The organism is Lactobacillus sp. M0403 (genome assembly GCF_016101265.1).
GTDB lineage: Bacteria > Bacillota > Bacilli > Lactobacillales > Lactobacillaceae > Lactobacillus > Lactobacillus apis.
In genome coordinates this window covers 67,673-88,063 of record NZ_JACFQV010000007.1, presented here as the reverse complement: position 1 = coordinate 88,063, position 20,391 = coordinate 67,673, and the positions used below count along the sequence as shown (strand labels likewise).

Sequence of the window (20,391 nt, the reverse complement as noted above, 5' to 3'; positions counted from 1 at the left end):
GACTTCGCTCTTTTGTTTTGGGTTCTTTAAACCCGCACATTTTTGCGAAAACATTGTTCAGTTTTCAAGGTACTACCTGCTGCTTGTTGCAGCGCCTTAGATATTTAATCAGATCTTGTTCTCTTTGTCAAGAACTTTTTTCTGACCGCTATCTTCGACTTGCCTTAGCAGCGTTTGTTATCTTACTAAACCTGCTAACTTTTGTCAACTGGTTTTGCTCGATTTTTTTGTCGTTCAATCGCTCGAGCTGTTGTGCCCTATGTCCTGACGACAGTTATTAATACTAGCAACTATTTCTCTTTTTGGCAAGTCTTTTTTTATAAAAAAAGAATGTTATTTCTAACATTCTAATTTATGTGGCTACTTAGAGACACTTTTTTGGTTTTATTTATATTTTTAAGCAGGAGACAGATACATTGATAAACGTCTCGAATATCATGTTTGCATTCACTTAGAATCCAGTAGTACGTAATTGCATAAATTCCATTTGCAACTAGCTCTACCTGTCTAACCGAAAAAGCTCCTCGTGGCCGCATATAATTTTCTATTGCAAGAGCAATTTCTTTTCGCAGAACATCATAAAAGACTCGTGAGTCTTTTGAGATTAGGATTATGTTTAAGAAATAATATTTATTAGCTCTAACCTTTTCAAGCATTCTGAAAATCATTGCTTCGATTGACTCTTTTTCCAAGCCGCGAAGAGTTCTTCGTACTTGTAAAACCATTACAGATGCAAACAAATCACAAATATTTCCATAGCGCTGGTAAAAAGAACCTCGTTCAATTCCGGCCTTTTTGCAAAAATCAATTACGGTGTATTTTCTGACAATACTCTTTGAAAGATCTCCCTTTAAAACCTCTTCAAACTTTATTGTAGCCATTCTTATTTCCTCCAAACTATCTTTTAATCAACTATCATTTTTAGTTCTACTTAATTGCTTCACCACACTTTTTTCTTATAATACAATAAACAAATATAGCAGTTAAACCGCTATCATACAAAACATTTATAAGGAATTGTTAATAATTATTCTTTATTTAGATAATATTCTTCTTATGCTAATTAGTAAAAAAGCAAAAGCCATAAGAACGGCTTTTGCTTAAAATCTATGAGTTATTATCACGTTTTCGTTTACGCTGTTGTTTTGCTTTACGAATCTTATGACGCTGCTCAATTTTATTTTTCTGCGCTTTATCTTGTTGAATCACACGCTTAATTTTCTTTTTATAACCAGGTTTACGCTTCTTTTTGGCTTTTTTAACATAGCCATTGACCTTATTATCAACAGTGTATGAGTCTGAACTGCGTTCATTTCTGCTGCGATAATGCTTTCGCGGTACTAGCTCATCATTTTTAATTTCAACAAAATCAAAATGAATTCCCATTTTTTCTAGTCCAGCAATTCGGTTCATTTCTTCAGCGCGAATAAGAGTCACTGCATGACCCGAAAGTCCGTTTCTGCCTGTTCGACCAACACGGTGGACCACAAATTCTAAATCACGTGGTATCTCATAATTAACTACAAGACTCACACCATCTATATCCAATCCACGTGCTGCTAAATCTGTCGCAACAACGTATTGGTATTGACCGTCATTTATTTCGCGAACAGTTCTTTTCCGCTCGCGTTCAGTAATACCGCCGTGAATTTTAGCTACACGTAAACCCTGCTCCTGCAAAAATTTAGTCAACTCATCTACAGCTTGCTTAGTATTTGCAAAAACTAATGCTAAATAAGGCTGCCCCATGGTTAGTAATTGGTACAGTATACGTTTGCGGTTTTTCCCGCCAATATCAATCAAATCATTTTTGATTGTAGGTGAAATTACAGCTGGATTATCGATGACAATTTGCTCAGGTTGTGACATATATTTCCGCAAAAAGTTAGATAATTTAACTGGAATAGTTGCTGAAAAAGCAGCAAAAGTCACTGTCTTAGGTAACCTTTGAGCAATAAAATCAATATCAGCTAAAAAACCCATATCCAAAGTCATGTCTGCTTCATCAATGACAAAATTTTGCACGTGATCCAAAAATAAAATTTTCTTTTCAACAAAATCATGTAATCGACCTGGTGTGGCAATTATAACTTGCGGATTGCGGTTATTGATTTTTTTCATTTGACGCTCACGGTCACTACCACCAGCGAAATGAGCAATGGAAATATCCAGACCAGCCGCATCCCTCAATTGACGGGCAACCTGATAAAGCTGTTCAGATAACTCTCGACTAGGAGCAGTCAAAATTGCTTGCGGATATTCAAGTTTTTCATCAATTTCATTTAAAATTGGTACCAAAAAGGCATGCGTTTTTCCTGAGCCAGTTACGGCTTGAACAACGACATTTTTGCGCTCCAATAAAACAGGAATAACTTCTTCCTGTACTTTAGTTGGCTGGCTAAAGTGTATTTTCTTTAAGCCAGCACGCAACTCTGGTCTAATTTTTTCATTAGTAAAAATATTATTCATTTTTTTCGCGATATTCCTTAGTCACCTGAACTAGTTCAGCAAAAATTTGCTTAACTTCATCCATGTCTTTAGCATTAGCTCCACTGGCTAAGGCGTGTCCGCCACCATCATGTTGGGCAGCAAGTTCGTTAATAATTGGACCTTTTGAACGATAATGCACTCTAAAAGTTCCATCTGGTTTTTCAACAAAAACATTCCAAGCAATAATGTCTTTAATTCTTCCAGGAGTTGATACAGTACATGATGCTTGATCAGAATCTACTCCTAGTTTTTCTAGTGCATCCCTTGTCAAAATCGCATATGCCGCGCCACTAGGATCAACTTTCATATATTCAAGCACTTCTGCTTGTAATTTGGCCTGCGCAAAAGTTACATCACTAATATTACGAGCAATTTCGTTAATGTTAATGCCTGTTGCTGTCAATTTTGCAACAACATTGAAGGTATGTTCTGATGTTTCCGGATACATAAAGCGACCAGTATCACCAACAATACCTGCATAAAGTGGGTATGCAACTTCTGCAGTAACAGGCAGATTTTCTTCAAATAAAAAGTCCGCAACAATTTGGGAAGCAGCTGGTGCTTCGTCATCAACAAAGCTCAAATCCGCATATGGTTCAACATCTGGGTGATGATCGATTTTAATTAAAAAGTCACCCTTACTGTATAGCTTATTAGATATTCTCGCAGTATTACCGGTATCGGTTGTAATAACTAATGCACCTTTGTAATCTACCTCAGTAACTTCGTCCATGGTGTTAATCCATGCCAAATCACCTTCATCATTTTCACCTGCACATAAAATTCTTTTGTCTGGGAATTTAAGTCTTAATGACCGTGCAAGTCCTGCCTGAGAACCTAGAGCGTCAGGGTCTGGACTAGTGTGACGGTGCAAAATAATTGTCGAATATTGTTCGATTTTTTCATATATTTTTGGGAAAGTGTTCATTTCTTCTCCTTCTTAATCTCTTAAGTACTTTAACTAGTTTAACAGAAATAACACCCTAACTTGAAAATAAATTCAAGTCAACGTTTTCAAATTCTGCTTCAGTAAAATCAGTCGCCGTAATGCCTAATAGTCGTATTCCATCGCTTAAGAAACTGTCTGCAAGTGGTTCAAAAAGTTCTTTGGCTGCTTCGTAAAATTCAATTGCCTGATTGGTGGCATGTTCTAATTTGCTTCTTCTAGTAATTGTTTCAAATTCAGTATTACGAATTTTTAAAACAACTGTCCTAGCAAAAAAATTTCCATAGCTAAGTTTTTCTGCCAACTCACTAGCGTAATTTCTGAGATTAGTTAGGGCTACTTGCTTATCGTAAACGCATGGTTCATAACTACGCTCAATTCCAATTGACTTGCGATTGTATTCATCGTCTGGGATAACTCGCGATAAATCAATTCCATTTGCATGTTCTGCCATCAAATAACCCATTCGATTAAATTCTTTAATCAAATCTCGAACATGCGTCTGCTGCAAACCTTTACCGGTGGTTATACCCATTTCAGCTAATTTTTCCTCTGTTTTTGGTCCAATACCATGAAAATGTCCAATTTTTTGTGCAGCTAAAAATTCTTTTGCTTCACTGGGCAAAATTACTGTTCGTCCAAATGGCTTTGAATATTCTGAGCCCATTTTAGCTAGAAAACGATTGTAGGAAACTCCAAAAGAACAATTTAATTTTAATTCTCTCCGTACACGAGTCTGTAAATCAATGGCGAGTTGTACAGCTGATTTGATGCCTAATTTATTTTGAGTCACATCTAAATATGCTTCATCTAAAGCAATTGACTGAACACGGTCGGTCATTTCGTGCATCATTTTATGAACTTCAGCAGAAACAGAATAATATTTTTTATAATCCGGTTCCAAAAAAACCAATTTTTCGGCCGGAACTAGGCGAAATGCCCTAATCGAAGGCATAGCAGAATGAACACCATAACTTCTTGCAACATAGTTAGCAGTTGAAACGACACCATGACCATTACTTTTACGTGGATCATGTCCGATTACGACTGCCTTATTTTTCAATTCAGGCTTATCGCGCATCTCCACTGATGCATAAAAAGCGTCCATGTCAATATGAATAATTTTACGAGAAGTATCGTTTTTAGGCAGCAGGCCATCGCTATAATCAGTCATAAATCCAGCGTTCAGTTGGCGAATCAAAGATATCGTTTGCAGCTTTTGGTCCCATTCGATAAGGCAAGTATTGTTCTGGCTCTTGACCATTTTCGTTATCTTTTTGCCAAGCTTCTTCAATTACATCAATGAATTTCCAGTAATTTTTCAATTCACTCCAATGCGTGAAATTGGTTGAATCATTAACAAAAACATCATGGAGCAAACGTTCATAACCATCTGGCACCTTGTCTTGCTCTTCTTTGGTAAATTGATAAGCCAAATTTTCACGTCTAATCCCAGGTGTATTGATTTTCTTACCGTTAATCGTAATATAAATTTGCATGTCAGGATCAATGATAATCGTTATATTATTTGAGTGCGCCTGACCGTATTGGTTAGACATGTGCTTCAGCACGATATCAATACGGTTCTTTTTCTCGCGCATCTCTTTACCAGTTCTGAAGTAAATTGGCATTCCCGCTAACGGGCCTCTACCAAACTTTACTTCACCTGCGACAAAAGTTTCCGTGTTGGAGTCTTGGGCAACATTAGGTTCTTGGCGATAACCAAAAGTCACATCACTTCCTAAATATTGTCCTCGTACAAAGTGTTTAGCAATTTCTGCTTCATTAGGAATAATTAAACTATCTAGCAATTCCTGTTTAGCTGCATGGATGCTTTTTGAGGATAAATCTTTTGGTTCTGGCATTGCTAGGAGAGTAATAATTTGAAAAATATGATTTTGTACCATATCACGCAATGCACCAGAGGTTTCATAGTAGCCGCCGCGCGCTTCGACACCTAAATGTTCTGCCAATGTTACTTGAATATTTTTGATTGTAGAATTGTTCCAAACATTTTTAATCAAAGGATTGGTTAATCGTAGTGGCAAGATGTTCTGAATCATTTCCTTACCGAGGTAATGATCAATGCGGAAAATATCGTCTTCATCAAATGAAGCAGTGATTTGCTTATTTAATTCCTCTGCACTAGTCAAGTCGCGTCCAAAAGGTTTTTCAACCACAATTCGATTAAAACCTGTACTGGTCAAATGTTGATCATTGATATGTTGAGCAATTTGACCAAAAAAGCGTGGAGCCATTGCCATATAAAAAATACGATTTCCTTGTGCACTATAGCGATCATCAAGTTCTTGAGCTAGATTTTTCAAAGTTTCATAATGCTCAACGTTAGTAACATCATGTGATTGATAGTAAAAATGACTTGCAAAAGTGGCTAGGTCATTTTCGTTTACTTCACTGTGGGTTTCATGAACAGCATCACTGACTTGTTCACGCAAATATTCATGAGACCATGGCCGACGAGCGGTACCAATTACAGCAAAGTTATCGTGAATTAAGCCTTGCTCATATAAATTAAACAAAGCGGGGTAGAGCTTTCGGTGGGCTAAGTCGCCACTACCACCAAAAATAATCATTACAACTGGAATATTTTTCATGAGAGGTTCCTTTCAAAGTATTATTGATCTTTACTTTTATTTTATATTACTTTTCAGTTAAACACAGTTTTTGATAATCATAAATAAAAAAAGTGCCTTACCGGGCACTTTTTATTATATCTATTCTTTAGGTGAAGATTCTTCATTTGACTTAGAAGGTTTGTCTTCTTCTGGCTTAGATGCTGGTTCTTCAACTTGTTTTTCAGAATCTGGCTTTTCAGCTTTTTCTTCAGTTGCTGGAGCTTCAGCAGATGCAGTTTTATCTGGCAAAATTTGTTGAACAGCCATGCGACTGAAAGTTAAATAAATACCATCTGCATCAATCACAACAGTTTTATCTTTAGTATCAACAGAATCAACTTTACCGTGCAAGCCATCAATCATGATAACGTTGTCGCCCTTTTTAAGTTCATTCATCATTTCCATTTTCTTTTGTTGTTGCTTTTTCTGTGGCTTAATCATTGTAAAGTACATTAAGGCTATCAAAACAATAAAGATAACAATTGTCCACATGCTACTCATGCCGTTATTAGCATTAGCTAAAAATAAAGTATTCACGTTTACACTCCTCAAATTAAAATTTCTAATTATCTAAAAATATATTATACAAAACATAAGCAACATTTGCACTATTCGTTCGGAACTGGCAATCCAAGCTGCAAATATGCTTTTTCAGTTACCATGCGCCCGCGCGGTGTCATTAATAAAAAACCGTGTTGTAATAAATATGGCTCATATAAAGACTCAATTGTTTCAACATCTTCACCAGTATTTGCGGCAATTGTTCGAACACCAACTGGTCCACCATGGTAACTCTCAATTATCACTCGCAAAATCTTGCGGTCGGTCTGGTCAAGTCCTTCATCATCAACTTGTAGTTGTTTAAGTGAGTCTCTAGTCGTCTCATAGGATATAACTTTTTCACCCTTTACTTGCGCAAAATCACGAACACGTCTTAATAAACGGTTGGCTACTCGAGGCGTACCACGCGATCTTCTAGCAAGCTCATGAGCAGCTTGATCTCCTATTTTAATATTAAAAACTTCACTTGAACGTTGAATAATCTTTTGAAGTTCATCAACATCATAATATTGTAAATGTTCAACAATTCCAAAACGATCTCGCAAAGGGGCGGATAACTGTCCAGCCAAAGTTGTTGCACCAACTAAGGTAAAAGGTGGCAGTGGCACATGAACAGCGTGAGTTGTTTGCCCTTCTCCAATTACAATGTCGACATAAAAGTCTTCCATGGCAGAATAAAGTACTTCCTCAATTGGCTTGGGCAAGCGATGAATTTCATCAATAAATAGAATATCTCCTGGATCAAGATCAGTTAATAGTGCAACTAAATCACCCGCCTTTTCAATTGCAGGACCACTGGTACTTTTTAAATTGACGCCAAGTTCATTTGCTATGACAAAAGCTAAAGTAGTTTTACCAAGGCCGGGAGGACCGTATAGCAAAACGTGATCCAGTGCCTCATCCCTCTTTTTTGCTGCTTCAATGTAAACAGACATTTCCTTCTTAACCCTTGTTTGACCTAAATATTCTTTAAGGTTTTGCGGGCGCAATGAAAACTCTGTCTGCTCTTCATTTTTTCCTTGAACTTCTCTTGAAACAATTGAATCATCTTCATTCATTACCATTTTCACTTCCTTTTTGTTTAACTTATCACAGAAACTACTTCTTTAACAATAAAGCGAGTCCCTTTTTAATATATTGATCAGCCGATGTTTCCTTTTCAGCTGCCAAAGTAGGCGTGATCCGGTCAACTTCTTTCTTAGTGTAGCCAAGTGCTAACAATGCTAGGAGTGCATCATTTAATTCAGGAGAAACTTCTTGATCAGCAAATTTGTCAATTTTCTGAACATAATCGCCAAGTTTTCCTTTTAAATCGAGGACAATTTGCGAAGCAGTCTTTTTGCCAACACCAGGGAACCGAGTAAGATATTTCACTTCTCCCTGTTCAATTGCTTCAGCCAGTGAGTTACTGTCTTCAGCGGCCATTATTGCTAACGCCGACTTTGGTCCTATCCCACTTACACTGAGTAGTTTCAAAAATAGTCCCTTATCATCTTCAGTTTGAAAGCCAAAAAGCGTTATTCCAGTGTCCCGAACGATTTGTTCAATAAAAACTCTCGCTTTCTGCCCCTCTTGATACGCAAATGGAGTGGGACTAAAAACTTTATAGCCCACGCCACCAACGTCAATTACAATGTAGTCTGGTTTCACCACAGTGATTACACCAGAAAGATATTCATACATTAACTATTCACCCTTTTTAAACATTTTCCGCAAGTCATTTTCACGTAAGCGCACAACCACAACGTTTCCTTTTGCATCATGATAAGGATCACCTATTTGGCGCAAGGTCGTCAAAATGTTGTTGCAATCGGCAGCTGATAATTTTTTTCGTCCAGGAACTGCTCTTTGAGCTTGATCAGCAGCTATTCGCTTAACTAAATTTGCATAATTATTTTGGTCAACATTCAAATAGCTATCCAAAATCAATCTAATTGACTGTTCAAGGTCACCTTCAATCCAGGTTGGATACGACCTTAAAATAAATGTATCTTGCCCAAATTCTTCCAGAAAAATACCGATTTTTTCGATTTCCGGTAACTTGTCTTTTATTTGAATAAAATCCAGACTGCCAAACTCTAAAATTTGTGGTGTTAGTAATCCTTGTTGATTGATTTGTTGTGCAGACATTTCTGCCCTAATTTTTTCAAAAGAAATCAATCGTCTAGCTGCAACTTGATCAACCAAATATAGATCATCCCCACTAGTAGCAATTAAGTATACACTAGTTTGTCCAACCAGTTTTAGTTCTGGCAGGCTATTTGCTAAAACCTCATCGCCAGCTGAAATCACTTCTTCAGTCAGCTTTGATTTGGAAAAGGGTCTAAGTTGTACTTGCTTAGCAACATTTTCCTTCCAAGTTTTTGTAATGATATAGCGATCATCCTCACGTGGCTCATTCAAATCAACATATTGCTGATTGTGATCCTGGTGAATTTCAGTAGCAGGGGTTTCATGAACTTCATCACTCGTTATTTCAGGCCTTTTAGTTTCAACGACGTTCTTATTAAGATTAAACTTTAACTGATCAATTCTGGTTTCTTCAGTCGAAGAATTTAAATTTTCAATCGCATCAGCCTGAACATCATCAGCTAATAATGCACTGCTGATTGCGTTGGTAATTAAGCGACTCAGTTCAGTTTCTTTTGAAAGTCGAACCTCACGCTTCGTCGGGTGCACATTGACATCAACAAGTAACGGATCAACTTTTATTTTGACCACTGCTATTGGATAGTGCTTGGCGCTCAAATTTGTTCCATAGCCATCCATAACTGCCGTAGCCAATTGAAAATTATTGATATAGCGACCGTTAAGTAGGACTGAAATAAAATTACGTGTTGATCTAGTCAGACCTGGCTTAGAAATTAATCCTTCAATCTCAAAATCATTATCACTGCTCTGAAAAGGCATCATTTTTTCAGCAATTGAACGGCCATAAACACTTGAAACAGTTTGCTTCAAGTTATCATTGCCAGCTGTTCTGAGCAATAAACGTCCTTCATTCATCAAAGTAATCGAAATCTCTGGATAGCCAAGAGCAATTCGATTAACAATATCAACGATTTTCATAATTTCTGTTCGCGGACTACGAAGGTATTTTAATCTAGCAGGTGTGTTAAAAAATAAATCTTTAACGGTTATTTGGGTTCCCTTAGTAGCCGCAGCATCTTCCTGACTTTTCTTTACGCCAGCAGAAAATTCCGCTTTAGTTCCAATGGTCCCCGTCGAATTAGTTAAAATTTCCACATGACTTACAGCAGCAATCGAGGCCAATGCTTCTCCCCGAAATCCAAGCGTTGCCACGTTAAATAAGTCGTGTTCATTATTAATTTTACTAGTCGCATGTCTGGTGAAGGCAAGATCAATCTGATCACTTGGAATACCTGAGCCATTGTCTTGAACAACAATTTGCTTCAAGCCAGCATCAATAAAGTCAATTCGAATGCGAGAACTACCGGCATCAATTGCATTTTCAACTAATTCTTTAACTACACTTGCTGGTCGCTCAATTACTTCTCCAGCAGCTATTTGGTTGGATAAATTGACTGATAATTCGTGAATTTGACCCATGATTAGTCCTCATCCTTTAAGTCTTCTTGCCAGTTTTCAACTTGTTGCATTATTTGAAGCGGTGTCTGGTCAGCCAGATAGAGATTCGAAATTTCATCTAGAACGTCTTTTTCTTTATCTGTTAACTTGTTTTCAGAATTAGCCGTCTCAACTGGATTTTCGTCTTCATCACTAGTAGCACTTGAGAATAAGTCAAGTTGAGCCGAAGATGGCCCCAAATCATTACCTTGTGCTTCTAAACGATTGAGTAATTTTGTTGCCTGACGAAGAACTTTACGTGGCAATCCTGCTAATTGAGCAACGTGAATACCATAGCTTTGATCTGCTGGACCTGGCAAAATCTTATGTAAAAAGATTAACTTACCATTTTCTTCAGTTGCGCCAACGTGAATATTCTTCAAACGAGGTAAGGTCTGCTCAAGTGCAGTTAATTCATGGAAGTGAGTTGCAAATAGAACCTTAGCACCAACTTCATCATGTAAGTACTGCACAATTGCTCCTGCCAAGGCCATACCGTCATACGTCGCAGTCCCACGCCCAATTTCATCAAATAAAACCAAACTTCTTTTAGTTGCGTTTTGCAAAGCTTCATTTGCTTCGGTCATCTCAACCATAAAAGTACTTTGACCCGAAATCAGGTCGTCTGCTGCACCAATTCTTGTAAAAATTTGGTCAAAAATCGGCAAATCTGCGCTATCTGCTGGAACAAATGAACCGACCTGAGCCATAACTGCAATTAAAGCCATTTGTCTCATGTACGTACTCTTACCAGACATATTTGGTCCAGTAATAAGATAAATATCGGTATCATTTGCCAACTTGATGTCATTTGGAATATAGCTTCCTGACTTCATAACCTTTTCAACAACGGGATGACGGCCAAGAACAACTTTCACATCCTGATTATCTGTATGGAAACTTGGACGACAGTAATTATTTTCTTCGGCCACTTGCGCAAACGAACAAAAGACGTCAAGCTCAGCAATCTGCGCACCTAACTTTTGTAAAGCAGAAATATCTTTTTTAACTTCTTCACGTAATTTGACGAATAATTGATATTCAAGTTCTGTCGACTTGGTTTGAGCTTCCAAAATCAAATTTTCGTGTTCTTTTAGTTCTGGTGTGATATATCTTTCAGCATTAGTTAAGGTCTGCTTGCGTGTATAACGATCTAATGGCACCTTACTCTTATTTGAATTGGTGACTTGAATATAATAGCCAAAAACCTTATTATAGCCAACTTTCAGATTATCAATTCCAGTTTTCTGACGCTCGGTCTGTTCCATCTCAGTTAGCCATTTTTTACCATTATTCATTGCATCACGATAACGGTCTAGCTGACTGTCAACGCCTTCACGAATCAAGCCACCCTCTGTAGTCAAAATTGGTGGTTGTTCGACAATGGTTGAACTAATTAACTCAGCAACTCCTTTTAGTGGATCAATCTTTTGCGCAAAGTTCTGTAACACGGGATTATCAGAATTTGCCAATGAAGTCAAAATGTCGGGAACAGCTTGAAGTGAATGTGCTAGTTGCAAAAGTTCACGAGCGTTAACGTTACCAAAAGCAATTCGTCCTGTTAGTCTTTCCAAATCATAGACGCCCTTTAGCGAATCAATAACGTTTTCGCGTGTGAAATAGCCATCAAGGAGAGCTTGGACCATTTCCTGTCTGTTAGTCAGTTCATTAACCGACAAAAGTGGACGAGCAAGCCACTGCTTTAAAAGACGTCCACCCATTGCAGTGTGAGTTTTATCGAGCACCCAAAAAAGTGAGCCCATTTTTTTGCCTGTTTTAGCTGAAGCAGTTAGTTCTAAGTTGTCACGAACAGTATGTGACATTTGCAAATATTGGCTGACTTCATAACTTTGAGCAATCTGTAAGTGCGCTAAGCTGCGACGCTGTGTCTGCAACAAGTAACCAACTAATTGCTTAACTGCTTCTTTTTCAGCCTCATTAGTTAAATTCTGTTGGGCATATGAAACTTCAGCATGATTACCAGTTAATTCAGCCGGCTCTGAAACTGTAATATTAGCTTTATGCAAAAATTCACTGTCGCGGTCGCTTAAGTGTCCATTATAAACAACTTCTCTAGTTCGCAAGGATAGTAGTTCATTTGAAACGGCCGCAAAAGTTTTTAAATGTGTCGTATAAATTTCACCTGTCGACAAGTCACTATAGGCCAAGCCGAAGCTGTTTTTAGTAGTAACAACGGAAGTTAAATAGTTGGACTCCTTAGCCTCACTTGGCTTGTCGTTCATTAGTGTTCCTGGTGTAACTAGTTGAATAATACCTCGTTTGACCATCCCTTTAGCTTCTTTAGGATCTTCAAGCTGCTCACATAGCGCTACTTTATAACCCTTTTCAACCAAAGTATCCACGTAGGAATCAACAGCAACATGAGGAACACCCGCCATTGGAACTGGGTTTTCTGATTTATTTGATCGGTGCGTTAAAGTTAGTTCAAGAATCTGTGCACCCTTGACGGCATCGTCTTCAAACAGTTCATAAAAATCCCCGACGCGATAAAAAAGAAAAGCATCGGGATATTGCTTTTTAATTTCGTGATATTGCTCCATCATCGGAGTTAAATTTGCTTTAGCCATTTGTTCCTCTTCTTCTTTTGCGTTACTGTTATCATTATACGCTAAACTATCTGTCAAAAGAAAAAAGACCGCAACAAACGATCTCTTTTTTTACAAATATTTGATTGTGTAAACCAATTTACTAACTTAGTTAATAAGTCTTAAGCAATGTGACCTTCAATGCTTTGAAGGTCTTTTTTCCCGTCCATTTCTACGATAGCAGTAATTGCTGCAGTAATACCTCTTACATCATCAGCCAAACTTAGGCTTGGTGTATCTGGTCTTGCAACGACCTGTTCAGGTAAAAATGGAATATGCATGAAACCAGCTTTAAGGTCATGAAATTCCTTATCAATCATATACTGAACTTGATACATAATGTGGTTGCAGACAAAAGTACCTGCTGTTGTTGAAACCAATGCAGGAATTCCAGCTTCACGGATTGCTTTAACCATCGCCTTAACAGGCAATTGGGTAAAGTACGCATTCTGACCATCTTCATGAATTGGTGTCGCAATCGGTTGATAGCCTTTGTTATCAGCAATTCTGCCATCATCAAAGTTAATCGCAACTCGTTCTGGAGTTAGCGCATAACGCCCGCCAGCTTGACCAATGTTTAAAACATAATCCGGTTGATGTTGTTCAATCGCATCATGCACAACATCGGCACAATCACCAAAAACCGTTGGTATTTCAACTTTAATAATTTGTGCACCAGCAATCTCATCGTCTAACCGTTTAACAGCTTCGATTGCAGGATTTATTTTATCATCACCAAATGGATCAAAACCTGTTACTAAAATTTTCATTTTCATTCTCTTTTCTAACTACTAAAAAGCTAAGAAGTACATCAAGATAATGTGAACAAGCAACATAATTAACGCAATTGGATATTGCTGTTTGATTACACCTAGTGGATCTTTCATTTCCATTAATGCAACCGGCAAAGTGTTAAAGTTTGCTGCCATTGGTGTTAGCAAAGTTCCACAATAGCCTGCAGTCATACCTAAAGCAGCCACAACAACAGGAGAACCACCTTGTGCAATCACGAATGGAATACCGATACCAGCTGTAATTACCGCAAAAGCTGCAAAAGCATTACCCATAATTGCAGTAAACAATGCCATTGCTACACAGTATAGAATAACACCTAATAGATGGTTACCAACCGGAAATAGTCCAGAAATTGCTTTTGAAGTTGCTTGACCAACACCAGAGGCAGTGAAAACAACTCCCAATGTTGCTAATAATTGTGGCAGAATTCCGGCAGATCCAACGGAACGCACCATTCTCTGAGTATCTTCATAAGCAACTTTAATATTTGATTTAGTTAAAATCATTGCAACGATTAAAGAAATAACTGCTGCAATTCCAATACCAACTTGACCGCCAAGTTTAGTAAATTGTGCAATTACTAATGCGACAATTGCTAGCAAAATACTTGGTAAAAAGATCCAGTTGCCAATTCGACTAACCGTTTCGGAAGCAACTTTTTCACTCAACTCTTTAATATGACCAACACGCACTTGCTTAAATAGTGAAAGCAGAGCAATCACAAGTAGCAAACCACCACTGACTTCACTAGGTAACCATTGACCTAGAGCAAACAGTGCGGCAAAAATCAGCCAGAATAAACCTGTGCCCCAACGAGCTGGATTTGTTTGGTCACGCCATGATTCAATCGCTGCAGCCAAAAAGAATAATCCAATAATAATGTAAAAAGCCAACAAGAAATTATTAATTATCGCTTCCATTTATTTTACCTTTGCTTTCTTTAGTTTTTGATCAAAGATGTGGTTATAACCTAAGCATAGAAGATAACAAATTATCGCAATTGGCAAAGTGTTTATAACAATAGAGTTTATTTCAACTGGATGACCCAGCGATTTCATTGTACTGGCAATTAGCAATACACTTGAAGAACCAATAAATAGGTTTTGCGCATAAAAGTTACCAAAGTTTTCACTTGCGGCAGCACGACCTTTAATTTGGTCAACTTCTAATTCTGTCAATTCACCATTTACCTTTCCAGCAGCTTGCGCCATTGGATTAATTAGAGGAGCAATGAATTGAACTTGTCCTTGAAGGGAAATACCAAAGAGTGCAGCAATCTCACGAATTGCAGTATAGATATCAAAAATTCTACCTGGTGTTAAGTTCTTAATCTTATTAATTAAGTTAACTGCTGCCTTTTTGAGACCGTGTCTCTCAATTATTCCGATTGTTGGCAAAGTTAAGAAAAAGATTGAAACCATTCGATTATCAATAAATCCTTTTCCTAAAATTCGTAAAAACGAAACAAAATCGATTCCTGATACTAAGGCTGATACCAAAGCAGAAATTACAACAACGGCGACTGTGTCTAGTCCTAGGGCAAAACCTACAACGATCACTAGAACGCCAAGTAAGCATAAATATTCCATCAGCTTTCCTTTCTTGTGAAAAAAATATAATACAAGCAAACATATTAATATTATTATCATTTTTTGTCAAATTTCTCATAAACGATTTTTGAGAAAGTCAAGATGAAAAGCTAAAACTTAGCAATAAAAAAGAGTCGTTCATTTGAACGACTCTTTTGAATCAGCAAAATAATTATTACATCATACCAGGAGCGCCGGCACCAGCAGCGTTAGGATCAGCTGCAGGCTTGTCTTCTGGGATTTCTGCAACAACTGCTTCAGTAGTTAATAATAAAGCAGCAATTGAGGCAGCGTTTTGTAATGCAGTACGAGTAACCTTAGTTGGGTCGATAATACCAGATTCAACCATGTTTTCCCACTTGTCAGTAGCTGCGTTGTAACCAACTTCAGGATCTTGACTTTCAAGTTTGTTCAAGATAACTGAACCATCTTCACCAGCGTTTTCAGCAATTTGGCGAACTGGAGCACTTAAAGCACGTAAAACAATGTTGATACCTGTTTGTTCATCTGCGTTATCACCCTTAAGGCCCTTAACAGCATCTTCAACATCAACTAAAGCAGTACCACCACCTGCTACGTAACCTTCGTCAACAGCAGCACGAGTTGAGTTCAATGCATCTTCAATACGGTATCTACGTTCTTTCAATTCGGTTTCAGTTGCAGCACCGACATGAATCACAGCTACACCACCAGTTAACTTAGCAAGACGTTCTTGTAACTTCTTCTTGTCAAAGTCTGAAGTAGTATCAGCAATTTGCTTTCTGATTGAATCTTCACGTTCTTTGATAGCATCTTCTGAACCAGCACCATCAACAATAGTAGTTGAGTCCTTAGTTACAGTGATACGACGTGCTTGACCTAATTGAGCAATTGTAGTGTCCTTTAATTCAAGACCAAGGTCTTCGGTAATTACTGTACCACCAGTAAGAGCAGCAATATCTTGTAATTGTTCCTTACGACGGTCACCAAAGCCAGGAGCCTTAACGGCTACAACATTGAAAGTACCACGAATCTTGTTCAACACTAAAGTTGGAAGAGCTTCACCAGAAACGTCATCAGCAATAATCAATAATGATTTACCTTGTTGAACGATTTCTTGCAACAAAGGTAGGATGTCTTGAATGTTAGAAATCTTCTTGTCAGTAATCAAAACGTAAGGATTGTCTAAGTCAGCTTCCATCTTATCGTTGTCAGTTACCATATATTGTGATAAGTAACCACGGTCAAATTGCATACCTTCAACAACAGATAATTCAGTTTCGATACCACGTGAGTCTTCAATGGTAATAACGCCGTCATTACCAACTTTTTCCATTGCGTCAGCAATTAAATCACCAACTTCTTTTGAAGCTGAAGAAACTGAAGCAACTTGAGCGATTTGATCTTTCGAAGAAACTGTGTGGCTGATCTTGTGTAATTCATCAACAACTGCGTTAGTTGCCTTTTCAATACCACGACGAACTCCTACAGGGTTAGCACCAGCAGTAACGTTCTTCATTCCTTCACGGATGATTGCTTGAGTTAAAACAACTGCAGTAGTAGTACCATCACCGGCAATGTCATTAGTCTTTTGTGCTGCTTCAGCTACTAACTTAGCACCCATGTTTTCGTAGTGGTCTTTTAATTCAATTGACTTAGCAATTGTTACACCATCGTTAGTAATCTCTGGGTTGCCGTATGATTGTTCCAAAACAACATTTCTACCCTTAGGACCGATAGTTGCTTTAACAGTATCAGCTAATTTATCAACACCCTTTAATAGGGAACGTCTTGCTTTTTCTGAAAATTTAATGTCTTTTGCCATAATATCCGCTCCTTAGATTACTTAACAATTGCTAAAATATCTTTTTCATGAAGGACTAAGAATTTTTCGCCTTCGTATTCAACGTTAGTGCCAGAATACTTGTCGTAAAGAACAACGTCGCCCTTATTGACAGACATTGGAATCTTGTCGCCGTTGTCAGCATAGCTACCTTCACCAACTGCTACAACTTCACCTTCTGTTGGCTTTTCTTTTGCATTTGAAGCAAGGACGATTCCGCCTACAGTTTTTTCTTCTTCTTCTTTAACTTTTACGATCACGCGATCACCAATTGGTTGTAACACGTTTGTCCCTCCTATTGTTTTATTTTCATTTTTAATTACTTGTCGGTTAGCACTCCTATTACTCAAGTGCTAACTTACAAATATGATAATAACCCCTTTTCAAAAAAAAAGCAAGAAAAAATTAGCACTTTTTTCACCAAAGTGCTAATTCATTTAAAACGTTGATATTATTAGGTTTATTACTAGCTATTCTTACCCTTATCCGAGTCAAGGAAGTAAATCAATGTCTGTAATTCAGTTGCTAAGTCCACATTCTGAATTCTTACACCAGTTGGAGCAGATAAGCGAATAGGGGTAAAGTTCATGATGCCCTTAATGCCTGCTTCCACCATATCATCGGCAGTTCTTTGTGCAGAATCAGATGGGACAGTCAAAATGGCAATAGTAATTTGTTGATCACTTAATTGCTTCTTCAACTCGCTCATCTCATATACTGGTACACCGCTCAAAATTTTACCAGTAATCTTAGGGTCAATATCAAAGGCACAGGAAATACGGATGTTGTTACTCCGCTTAAAATTATAGTTAAGAAGCGCATGTCCTAAATTACCAACACCGACTAAGGCAACATTAGTTAGAGTATCTTGATTAAGAATTTTTTTAAAAAATGTAAGCAGACTCTTTACATCATAGCCATAGCCCCGCTTGCCCAGAGCACCAAAATATGAAAAGTCGCGTCTAATTGAAGCACTATCTACTTGAACAGCTTCAGATAATTCAGTCGATGAGACTTTTTCTTTACCTGCTTCATTTAAAATAATTAAATAGCGATAATATAGCGGTAATCTTTTCGCAGTCGCAGTCGGTATTTTGATTTTTTCCATTTTAAAAGCCTCCAACTTATTTTGCCTAAGAGTTATTTGTGAATTAGCTCATCAATTAGTATTATTTTACCTATAAATTGATAGCATTTGCAAATGTTTTTTTCACAATCTTGAATTAATAAAAAAGGGGCTGGTTTCAGTTTTTCCAAAAAAATTTTGACTTAGTGAAAACTCATTTGTACATCCCCTAACAAATTGATAATTACCAAATATTCATTAACTTTGTTTTTGCCTCCCTTCAATAATCCGTCCACTATCGCACTGCAGTGTATGCTAAAATAATTTTTAGGTGAAAAATTATGATAATTGCACAAGGACACAACTTAGAGAAACAATTTGGCGCTACTACACTATTTAAGAACGTCAATTTTTCAATTGATTCAAATGCACGAATTGGTCTAGTGGGACCAAATGGGGTTGGTAAGACTACCCTATTAAAAATTATGACTGGTGAGGAAGAAGCTACTCACGGCGAATTCACGATTAATAAAGACATCGACGTTGGTTATATTGCACAGGAAAATGGCTTAAACGAAGAAAACAACATTTGGGATGAAATGTTGACTGTTTTTGCTACGCTAATTCAAATGAGCCAGAATATTCATACTCTGCAGGAAAAAATTGCCGCTCATCCCGAAGATAAGCAGCTGCTTAAACAGTATGATCAGCTTCAATTTAACTTTGAACAACAAGGCGGTTACACTTATCAGTCTGATATTAAGAGTATTCTAAATGGTTTTAATTTTCCTGAATCAACATGGACAAAAACAATTGGTAGTCTTTCGGGTGGTGAAAAAACTAGATTAGCTTTCGTTAAACTGTTGTTACGTAAGCCACCCCTACTTTTGCTCGATGAGCCTACCAACTATCTTGATCTAGATACTTTGGACTGGTTAGAAACCTATCTAAAGAGCTATTCTGGTGCTATCTTGGTTGTTTCCCACGACCAGTACTTTTTAGATCATTTGGCTAACCAGATTTTTGAATTGCAATTCGGTAAGCTAACTGTTTTTAAGGGAAACTACTCTAACTATGTTGCTGAGCGTGAGTTACGCAACATGCAACAAGAAGAGGCTTACGAGCGGCAACAAGAAAAAATCAAAAAGGATGAGGAATTCATTCAAAAGAATATTGCCCGAGCTAAAACCACTAAGCGTGCCCAAAGTCGACGTAAACAACTAGAAAAAATGGAACGGATCACTCCACCTAAACATAAAAGCAAGGTTCAAATTAACTTTAGAAGTGAACGCCCTTCCGGAAAAGAAGTATTAATTTTACGTGACTTAACTATTGGTTACCCAACCAAAACTATGGTCGAAGACATTTCCTTACAAGTTAACAAGGGCGATCGTGTTGCAGTGATTGGCCCTAACGGAATTGGTAAATCTACCTTACTTAAAACTATCATGAAGGAATTAAAGCCAAAGAGTGGTTCGATCAAGTACGGTGCCTCTCTTGACATCGGTTATTATGATCAAGAATTACAACTGCTTGATCCGACCAAAACAGTGCTTGATACAATTTGGGATCGCCATAAAACGATGCCTGAACGAGATGTACGTTCAATTCTAGCAAGTTTTCTTTTTACGGCTAAAGACATTGATAAGACAGTCGGGCAACTATCAGGTGGACAGAAAGCTAGGCTGACTCTGACAGTCTTATCCCTTGAGCATAACAACTTTTTGCTAATGGATGAGCCTACTAACCACTTAGACTTAGAAGCTAAAGAAGTACTTGAACAAGCCTTACAAAAGTTTGATGGCACTTTACTGTTCGTTTCACACGACCGCTACTTTATCAATCAACTATCAAACAAAATTGTTGAAGTTAAAGACCAGCATGCCAAAGTTTATGAGGGTGATTACACATATTACCTTAATGAAAAAGCTAAAGCGGTAGATAGTGCGGCTGAAGCCCCTATTGAGCAAAGTGCAACAGAAATGGAAAATCCTTCTGATGAATCAGCCAACAAGCTTTCTTATCAAGAGCAAAAGCAGCGCGATTCACAAAAACGGAAGTTGCAACGTGAAGTAGAAGCCGCTGAAGCAAAAATCGACCAACTTGAAAAGCAGCAAGAAGAAATTCAAACTGAAATGGCTGACCCTGAAATTGCTACTAATTTTGATAAGCTTGGACCACTTCAAGAAAAATTAACAGACATTCAAACCGAATTAGACAAGGCAAATGATGACTGGGAAACAGCTCTCACTGCATTAGATGATTTTGAATAAACTAAAAGACATTGCATAA

Annotated in this window: 17 protein-coding genes; 1 reads left to right on the top strand and 16 read right to left on the bottom strand. The window is 37.6% G+C overall.

Annotated elements, in window-relative coordinates:
• Positions 1-347: 347 nt before the first annotated feature.
• From H3T48_RS08245 to H3T48_RS08170, 16 genes are all read right to left on the bottom strand, one after another.
• Positions 348-881 carry a TetR/AcrR family transcriptional regulator gene (locus H3T48_RS08245; RefSeq protein ID WP_122035638.1) on the bottom strand — a complete coding sequence of 178 codons (534 nt, stop codon included), beginning with the start codon at positions 879-881 and terminating at the stop codon, positions 348-350.
• Between the two features lie 226 nt (positions 882-1,107).
• A complete protein-coding gene (locus tag H3T48_RS08240) occupies positions 1,108-2,469 on the bottom strand; it encodes a DEAD/DEAH box helicase (protein WP_198189130.1) in 1,362 nt (453 codons plus the stop codon).
• Positions 2,462-3,418, bottom strand: coding sequence for a bifunctional oligoribonuclease/PAP phosphatase NrnA (locus H3T48_RS08235; protein WP_198189129.1), 957 nt, complete (start codon positions 3,416-3,418; stop codon positions 2,462-2,464). Before H3T48_RS08235 ends, H3T48_RS08240 begins: the two co-directional genes overlap by 8 nt.
• A gap of 55 nt (positions 3,419-3,473) precedes the next feature.
• Positions 3,474-4,610: a DNA polymerase IV gene (gene dinB / locus H3T48_RS08230; protein WP_232349919.1), complete on the bottom strand. Its 1,137-nt coding sequence runs from the start codon at positions 4,608-4,610 to the stop codon at positions 3,474-3,476.
• Complete coding sequence (zwf, locus tag H3T48_RS08225; RefSeq protein WP_198189127.1) at positions 4,603-6,051, bottom strand: glucose-6-phosphate dehydrogenase; 1,449 nt, start codon at positions 6,049-6,051, stop codon at positions 4,603-4,605. The genes dinB and zwf overlap by 8 nt, the downstream gene beginning before the upstream one ends.
• A 120-nt stretch (positions 6,052-6,171) precedes the next feature.
• Positions 6,172-6,609: a preprotein translocase subunit YajC gene (yajC, locus tag H3T48_RS08220; RefSeq protein WP_198189126.1), complete on the bottom strand. Its 438-nt coding sequence runs from the start codon at positions 6,607-6,609 to the stop codon at positions 6,172-6,174.
• A 71-nt stretch (positions 6,610-6,680) separates the two neighbouring features.
• A complete protein-coding gene (ruvB, locus tag H3T48_RS08215; RefSeq protein ID WP_046307375.1) occupies positions 6,681-7,697 on the bottom strand; it encodes a Holliday junction branch migration DNA helicase RuvB in 1,017 nt (338 codons plus the stop codon).
• Positions 7,698-7,731: 34 nt separating this feature from the next.
• Complete coding sequence (ruvA, locus tag H3T48_RS08210) at positions 7,732-8,316, bottom strand: Holliday junction branch migration protein RuvA (RefSeq protein ID WP_074426260.1); 585 nt, start codon at positions 8,314-8,316, stop codon at positions 7,732-7,734.
• A gap of 3 nt (positions 8,317-8,319) precedes the next feature.
• The gene (gene mutL / locus H3T48_RS08205; protein ID WP_198189125.1) at positions 8,320-10,203 is read right to left on the bottom strand and encodes a DNA mismatch repair endonuclease MutL; all 1,884 of its coding nucleotides are present in this window, start codon (positions 10,201-10,203) and stop codon (positions 8,320-8,322) included.
• A gap of 2 nt (positions 10,204-10,205) precedes the next feature.
• Positions 10,206-12,785: a DNA mismatch repair protein MutS gene (gene mutS, locus H3T48_RS08200; RefSeq protein ID WP_198189131.1), complete on the bottom strand. Its 2,580-nt coding sequence runs from the start codon at positions 12,783-12,785 to the stop codon at positions 10,206-10,208.
• A gap of 164 nt (positions 12,786-12,949) precedes the next feature.
• Positions 12,950-13,597: a pyroglutamyl-peptidase I gene (pcp, locus tag H3T48_RS08195; RefSeq protein ID WP_198189124.1), complete on the bottom strand. Its 648-nt coding sequence runs from the start codon at positions 13,595-13,597 to the stop codon at positions 12,950-12,952.
• Positions 13,598-13,618: 21 nt separating this feature from the next.
• Positions 13,619-14,542 (bottom strand): DUF979 domain-containing protein, encoded by a 924-nt coding sequence (locus H3T48_RS08190; RefSeq protein ID WP_198189123.1) that lies wholly within the window; start codon positions 14,540-14,542, stop codon positions 13,619-13,621.
• Positions 14,543-15,211: a DUF969 domain-containing protein gene (locus H3T48_RS08185; RefSeq protein WP_198189122.1), complete on the bottom strand. Its 669-nt coding sequence runs from the start codon at positions 15,209-15,211 to the stop codon at positions 14,543-14,545.
• Between the two features lie 175 nt (positions 15,212-15,386).
• Positions 15,387-17,015, bottom strand: a complete 1,629-nt coding sequence (groL, locus tag H3T48_RS08180; protein WP_109715704.1) for a chaperonin GroEL — start codon at positions 17,013-17,015, stop codon at positions 15,387-15,389.
• A gap of 17 nt (positions 17,016-17,032) precedes the next feature.
• Positions 17,033-17,317, bottom strand: a complete 285-nt coding sequence (gene groES / locus H3T48_RS08175; protein WP_046307385.1) for a co-chaperone GroES — start codon at positions 17,315-17,317, stop codon at positions 17,033-17,035.
• 182 nt (positions 17,318-17,499) lie between these two features.
• Entirely contained in the window at positions 17,500-18,141 is a 642-nt protein-coding gene (locus H3T48_RS08170; RefSeq protein WP_109715705.1) for a redox-sensing transcriptional repressor Rex, read from the bottom strand.
• 299 nt (positions 18,142-18,440) lie between these two features.
• Between H3T48_RS08170 and H3T48_RS08165 the strand changes: the two genes are divergently transcribed.
• Positions 18,441-20,372 (top strand): ABC-F family ATP-binding cassette domain-containing protein, encoded by a 1,932-nt coding sequence (locus tag H3T48_RS08165; RefSeq protein ID WP_198189121.1) that lies wholly within the window; start codon positions 18,441-18,443, stop codon positions 20,370-20,372.
• Positions 20,373-20,391 lie beyond the last annotated feature (19 nt).